Genomic DNA, 5,864 nt, shown 5'->3' with positions numbered 1-5,864 from the left:
TGCTGGTCACGTCGACCTCGCCCCTCCATCAACAATCCGGAATCAGCCGCGCCCGCAAAAATGGACTTGTTTGTGGACTTAAAAGTCCCGGCTGTAGATGGATCGCAGTGGACCGCGGCAGAACGTCAAAGAGATGAAAAGTCCTTGTGTGGCAACGACTTGCAGACTCTCTTGGACTTCTGCGGAAGTCCGCAGAATGATGCAGTGGAGCGGGTGAAGGGAATCGAACCCTCGTATGCAGCTTGGGAAGCTGCCGTTCTGCCATTGAACTACACCCGCAGTGCGACAAAGCAGGCGATTATAGGCAGGTGCTTGGTGGCGGCAATGGCGGCAGCGGCGACAATGACGGCATGGCCCGTTCGTCCGCTTCCGCCCTTGCTTCTGTTGTGCCGTCGGCGCCTATGCTGCGGGGGCTGGCGCCTGCAGTGCGGGGCGATTGCCGTCTGCTGGTGCTGGGCAGTTTTCCCAGCGTCGCCTCGTTGCAGGCGCAGCAGTATTACGCGCATCCGCGCAATCAGTTCTGGCGCATCGTGGGCGATTTGTTCGGGCTGGATCTGATGCAGCGACCCTACGCGCAGCGCGTCGAAGCGGTGGGCGAGCGCGGGCTGGGCATCTGGGATGTGTACGCCCACTGCCGCCGCGAGGGCAGTCTGGACAGTGCCATTGCGGATGCGCTGCCCAATGATCTGCCCGCTCTTGTGGCGCGTCTGCCTTCGCTGCAACTCATCGCGCACAACGGGGGCGAATCGGCCCGCGCCATGCGCATCACCCGCAGCCTCGGCCCCGAGGTGCGCCGTCTGCCGTCCACCAGCCCGGCGAATGCGAGCTGGAGTCTGGAGCGCAAGCGTGCCGCCTGGCGCGAGGCATTTATCGCTGCAAATCTCATTTGATATGGCCCGTAAACCCACCTTTCCCCAACCCACCCTTTCCGAAGAAGACGGCGTGCGTCATTTGCATCTGGGCACGCCCTGGATTCAGGGCAGCATGCGCATCGCCCGTCCCAACGATCTCGAACTGGAGTATGTGCAGCGCATGATGGCCTGGATGCTGCTCGTGCCCGACGCGGCTTGGCGCGGCGCAACGGCGGTGCAGCTCGGGCTGGGCGCTGCGGCGATCACCAAATTCATGCTCAAGCGCTTGCGGCTGCCCTGCGTGGCGGTGGAGCTGAACCCGGGCGTCATTCTGGCCGCGCATCGCTGGTTTGCGCTGCCCGAGCCAGGCGGCAAGCTGCAAGTGCTGTGCGCGGATGCCGGCGCGTATGCGGCCGACCCCGCTCATGCGGGCAGTGCGGTGGTATTGCATGTGGATATGTACGACGAGCAAGCCGCGGCCCCCGCGCTGGAGTCTGCCGAGTTTTATGCCGCGTGCCGCCGGCTGCTGAGCCAGCAGGGCGTGATGGTGGTCAACCTGTTCAGCGGGCCGGGCCATGTGCGCGTGCTGGAGCGCAACCTGCAGCGCATCATGGCCGCGTTCGACCAACCCGGCGACAGTGTGTGGCAGTTGCCGCCCAATCGCGACGGCAACCTCATTGCCATCGCCCTGCGCGATGCCACGCAGGCGCGGCTGCCCACCCGCGCGCAACTGCTGGAGCGCGCCGATGCCGTGGCGCAGCGCACCGGCGGCCTGCCGGCGCGGCGCTGGGCGCGGTTGCTCAAGCGCCTGCATCCGGCGCGTTAACACGGCGTCACAAGGGGCTGTCCTACACTTGGTTTTATGGACGCTCCCCGCACTCCCACCCGCTCCGCCGACCCTTCCACCCCGCCCAAGGCGCGATCTGCGCCGGGCGCGCCGCCTGCGGCGCAGGGCCGGCTCGATTGGCGCGAACTGCTGCAGTGGCTGGAGGCCGACGGGCTGATCGACCCCGCCGCGGGTCGCTACGGCTGGGAGCGCTGCGCTCACGCCAGCGGCAAGCTGCATGCGCTGCAGCGCGTGGCGCTGGCCGGGCTCAAGCGACTGAGCGACGGCCGCACGCTCGATATGGATGTGCTGACCGAATGGCTGGCGCAGCGCGCCAATCTGCCCTATTTGCGCGTCGATCCGCTGAAGGTCGAGATCAGCAAGATCGGCGATCTCATGTCCACCAGCTACGCCGAGCGCCACCGCATTCTGCCCGTGGCGGCCTCCACCGAGGCGGTCACCATCGCCACCTGCGAGCCTTTCGACCGCGGCTGGGTGCCCGAGATGGAGCGCATGCTGCGCCGCCCTATCGAGCTGCAGGTCGCCAGCCCGGCTGACATCACCCGCTACACGGTGGAGTTTTTCAACCTCGCGCGCTCGGTCAAACATGCGCAGAAAAATGGCAGCACGGGCGGGGTCAACCAGTTCGAGCAGTTGGTGGAACTGGGGCGCAGCGGCAAGGCGCTCGACGCCAACGACGCCGGGGTGGTGCAGGTGGTCGACTGGCTGTGGCAATACGCCTTCGAGCAGCGCGCCTCCGACATTCACCTGGAGCCGCGGCGCGACATGGGGGTGATCCGGTTTCGCATCGACGGCGTGCTGCATACCGTCTATCAGGTGCCCGGCTCGGTGATGGGCGCGATGACCAGCCGGGTCAAGCTGCTCGGTCGCATGGACGTGGTCGAAAAGCGCCGCCCGCAAGACGGCCGCATCAAGACCCGCCGACCTTCGGGCGATGAAGTGGAGCTGCGTCTGGCCACCATGCCCACGGCGTTTGGCGAAAAACTCGTGATGCGCATTTTCGACCCCGATGTGGTCGTGCGCGACATGCCCGCCCTCGGCTTTCCGGCGCACGAAGCGCGCGACTGGCAGCGCCTGACCCATCAGCCCAACGGCGTCATCCTCGTCACCGGCCCCACGGGCAGCGGCAAGACCACCACGCTGTATTCCACCCTCAAGCGCCTGGCCACCGAGGAGGTGAACGTCTGCACCGTCGAAGACCCCATCGAGATGGTCGAGCCCGCGTTCAACCAGATGCAGGTGCAGCCGACCATCGACCTCAGCTTCGCCGAAGGCCTGCGGGCGCTGATGCGGCAAGATCCGGACATCATCATGGTCGGCGAAATCCGCGACCGCGAAACCGCCGACATGGCCGTGCAGGCCGCGCTCACCGGCCATCTGGTGCTCTCCACCCTGCACACCAATGACGCGCCGTCGAGCATCACCCGCCTGCTCGAACTCGGCGTGCCGTCCTACCTCGCCAGCGCCACCTTGCTCGGCGTGCTCGCGCAGCGTCTGGTGCGCACCCTCTGCCCCCATTGCAAACAGCCCGACGACGCCTTCGATCAAGAGGCGTTTCGCGCCGCCGTGGCGCCGTGGAAAACCCAGTCCGAAGTGCGCCCCTACAAACCCGTGGGCTGCGTGGAATGTCGCAACACAGGCTATCTAGGCCGCATCGGCCTGTATGAGCTGCTGAGTTGCAGCGAGTCGCTGCGGGCGCTGCTGGTGCGTAGCCCCGAACTCGGGCCGCTGCGGGCGCAGGCCATCAAAGACGGCATGAAACCGCTGCGCCTGGCCGGCGCCATCAAGGTGGCCGAAGGCGTCACCACCCTCGACGAAGTGCTGCGCGCCACCCCCGATCCACAACGCTGACCCCCCGGAGAGCACGATGAAAGCACGTCCCCTTGCCTTGCCCGTTGCCCTTGCCGCCGTGCTGGCGCTCGCCGCGCCAATGCCCGCGATGGCCTTCGACCTCGGCAACCTGACCAACCAGCTCAGCGGCGCGCTGGGCACGGCGCAGGCCCCTGCGCAACAAGCCGCGCAGCCGAACTCGGCCGGGCAGGGCGGCGGTGCGTCTTCGGGCGCGGTGAATGCCGCGGTGGCGGCGCTGAGCAACGGCGAAGTCGATCAGGGACTGAAGACCGCACTCTCGCGCGGCGCAGAGATCGCGGTGAAAGAGCTGGGCCGCGAAAACGGCTTCTACGGCAACGCCAAGTGGCGCATTCCCCTTCCGCCCGCGATTGAGAAGGCCAGCGGCCTGATGCGCATGGCCGGCATGGGCGCGCAGGCCGACCAGCTCGACCTCGCCATCAACCGCGCCGCCGAAGCCGCCGTGCCCGAAGCCAAAACCTTGCTGGTGGGGGCGGTGAAAAGCATGTCGGTGCAAGACGCCAAGGGCATTCTCACCGGGGGCGACGAAGCAGCGACCGATTACTTCAAACGCAAGACCGAAGCCCCCCTGACGCAGAAATTCCTGCCCATCGTCACCAAGGCCACCGACAAGGTCGGCCTCGCCCAGACCTACAACCGCTTCGCCGGTCAGGCCGCACAGTTCGGCCTCGTCAAGGCCGATCAGGCCAGCATTCAGCAGTACGTCACCCAAGAGGCGCTCAACCGCCTGTACCAAGCCATCGGCGAGCAAGAAAAAGCCATCCGCACCGACCCCGTGGGCACCGGCAGCAAGCTGCTTAGCAAAGTCTTCGGCGCGGCGCTGGGGCGGTGAAGATCGGGCGAGTCAGCGCGCGGATGCTATGAAGCTAGACCTGACCCCATTCGTTCCATGCTCCTGTCTCTCGTGTCCTCCGACCCCTCCTGTCCTGTTTTTTCTTAGTCAATGTCCGGGACGGCCGGCCACATTGGACGATGCAGCTTCACCCAGTTCTTCAGCTTTCGGCGGGCCGAGTCTCCAGCAGTGTCGATCTTCAGGAGGTCGCAGATGGCCTTCCATGTATTCAAGCCCTTCCTGCTCTTCAACTCTGGGACAGTCGAGGCCCACTCGATGGGATTCGGCGTTGGTGCCTTCTTAGGCTCTGCCCGCGCAGTTGCCGCAGACTCTCGAAGGATGGCATCAATCGGGTCTTCGGGTAGAGGCGCCGAGGCCGATGCGGCTGCGCCTTGGAGCACGCGCCGCAGCGCTGCACTGAAAGACAGATTTTCGAAGGGCTTCGGCTTGGCCAATTGCCAGACGAGTGCGGAAAGATCGTCGTCTACTTCAAATGTTGGCATGAGTGCCTCCATGAACAAGGAGGCACTAGTAAAACACTAGACAACACTAGTGTCAACTGATTTCTTACTAGTGTTTACTTGCGCGGGTGCGTCGCGGTGTCTTCGGAAGAAGATGTGGTCAGGTCTAGCTTTGATGCATTTGCTACAAGGCTAGACCTGACCCCGTCCATATGTTTGCTACAAGGCTAGACCTGACCCCGTCCATATGACCCCGTCCATAGTCTGACCCCATCCATATGTCCATATGTGCAAACGAATAAAAAGCGGCCAAACCCGGCAATGGCTTTTCTCGCGTGGCAGGGCACTATGGCAACAATCGCGTGCAAGAAGACGGGGTCAGGTCTAGCTTTGATGCATTTGCTACAAGGCTAGACCTGACCCCATCCATAGTCTCAACGAGGCGTGCCGTCGTTTTCGGCCAGCCAGTGGGTCCATTGGGCGAACAGCCCGGCGTCACCAGCGCACACGGCCGAGCGTTTTTCCAGGGAGTTGTTGAACACGGCCTCGCCCGCCAAGGTTTGCTCATGGCCGCCGGCCTCGCTGAGAATGAGGCTGCCTGCGGCGTAGTCCCATAGGCCCTGGCTGCCGTGCAGGTAGAGATGGAAGCGGCCTGCGGCGACCCAGCACCAGTCGAGCGCGACCGAGCCGATGGAGCGTTGCGAGCTGTAGGGTGGGCGCATCGCCAACTGCGTGGCCAGTGGGGCCGAAAGCCGCTTGAAGTCGATGCAGGCGATGGTCTTGGATAGCGGTACTTGTGTGGCGGGTACGCGCAAGGGCTGGCCGTTGAGAAATGCGCCGGCGCCCAGGGCGGCGCTGAAGACTTCGTCGCGCATGACGTCGACCACAACGCCCAGGCGAACCTGTCCGCCTTGTATCCAGGCCAGCGAGGGGCCGAAGACGGGCAGGCCGGCGGAGAAGTTGCTGGTGCCGTCCAGCGGGTCGAGCACCCACAGGCCGGGGCC

At 65.0% G+C, this 5,864-nt stretch carries 6 protein-coding genes and 1 tRNA gene; 4 read left to right on the top strand and 3 right to left on the bottom strand.

Annotation, left to right across the window (positions count from 1 at the left end; translation table 11 throughout):
• Positions 1–205: 205 nt before the first annotated feature.
• Positions 206–279 (bottom strand) — tRNA-Gly (locus AC2VLV_RS05350).
• 71 nt (positions 280–350) lie between these two features.
• On the opposite strand from AC2VLV_RS05350, the gene AC2VLV_RS05345 reads away from it, so the two are divergent.
• From AC2VLV_RS05345 to AC2VLV_RS05330, 4 genes are read left to right on the top strand one after another with little or no spacing between them, the layout of a single operon-like run.
• A complete protein-coding gene (locus tag AC2VLV_RS05345; protein ID WP_486988989.1) occupies positions 351–890 on the top strand; it encodes a DNA-deoxyinosine glycosylase in 540 nt (179 codons plus the stop codon).
• A gap of 1 nt (position 891) precedes the next feature.
• Positions 892–1,677 (top strand): class I SAM-dependent methyltransferase, encoded by a 786-nt coding sequence (locus AC2VLV_RS05340; RefSeq protein ID WP_486988988.1) that lies wholly within the window; start codon positions 892–894, stop codon positions 1,675–1,677.
• Positions 1,678–1,713: 36 nt separating this feature from the next.
• A complete protein-coding gene (tfpB, locus tag AC2VLV_RS05335; protein WP_486988987.1) occupies positions 1,714–3,549 on the top strand; it encodes a type IV pilus assembly ATPase TfpB in 1,836 nt (611 codons plus the stop codon).
• A gap of 16 nt (positions 3,550–3,565) precedes the next feature.
• Entirely contained in the window at positions 3,566–4,399 is an 834-nt protein-coding gene (locus tag AC2VLV_RS05330) for a DUF4197 domain-containing protein (protein ID WP_486988986.1), read from the top strand.
• Between the two features lie 104 nt (positions 4,400–4,503).
• Here AC2VLV_RS05330 and AC2VLV_RS05325 read toward each other — a convergent pair whose 3' ends face one another.
• Positions 4,504–4,902 carry a hypothetical protein gene (locus AC2VLV_RS05325; protein ID WP_486988985.1) on the bottom strand — a complete coding sequence of 133 codons (399 nt, stop codon included), beginning with the start codon at positions 4,900–4,902 and terminating at the stop codon, positions 4,504–4,506.
• Between the two features lie 392 nt (positions 4,903–5,294).
• The coding region (locus AC2VLV_RS05320) for an inositol monophosphatase family protein (protein WP_486988984.1) at positions 5,295–5,864 on the bottom strand (570 nt) is incomplete at its 5' end.

The organism is Thiomonas sp. TH-17 (assembly GCF_057473305.1).
Note: the sequence above shows the minus strand (reverse complement) of the source record. Positions and strands in the feature narration are given on the sequence as shown.